Origin of the sequence: Neisseria sp. HMSC03D10, from assembly GCF_001807625.1 — a bacterium.
GTDB lineage: Bacteria > Pseudomonadota > Gammaproteobacteria > Burkholderiales > Neisseriaceae > Neisseria > Neisseria mucosa.
The window spans coordinates 28,824-29,047 of the sequence record NZ_KV789536.1; positions in this window are offsets into that span (position 1 = coordinate 28,824).

Genomic DNA, 224 nt, shown 5'->3' on the forward strand with positions numbered 1-224 from the left:
TCAACACACAGCCGCCTGAAGGCGGCTGGCTCGCCCAATAAATCTTCTTGGAATCACCGTCCAGTTTCAACACACAGCCGCCTGAAGGCGGCTGGCAAGGTTCTTTAAACATGATGCCTTCTCAAATTTGGTTTCAACACACAGCCGCCTGAAGGCGGCTGGATTTACCCATGTATTCCGCGATGGTATCAAGCAGTTTCAACACACAGCCGCCTGAAGGCGGC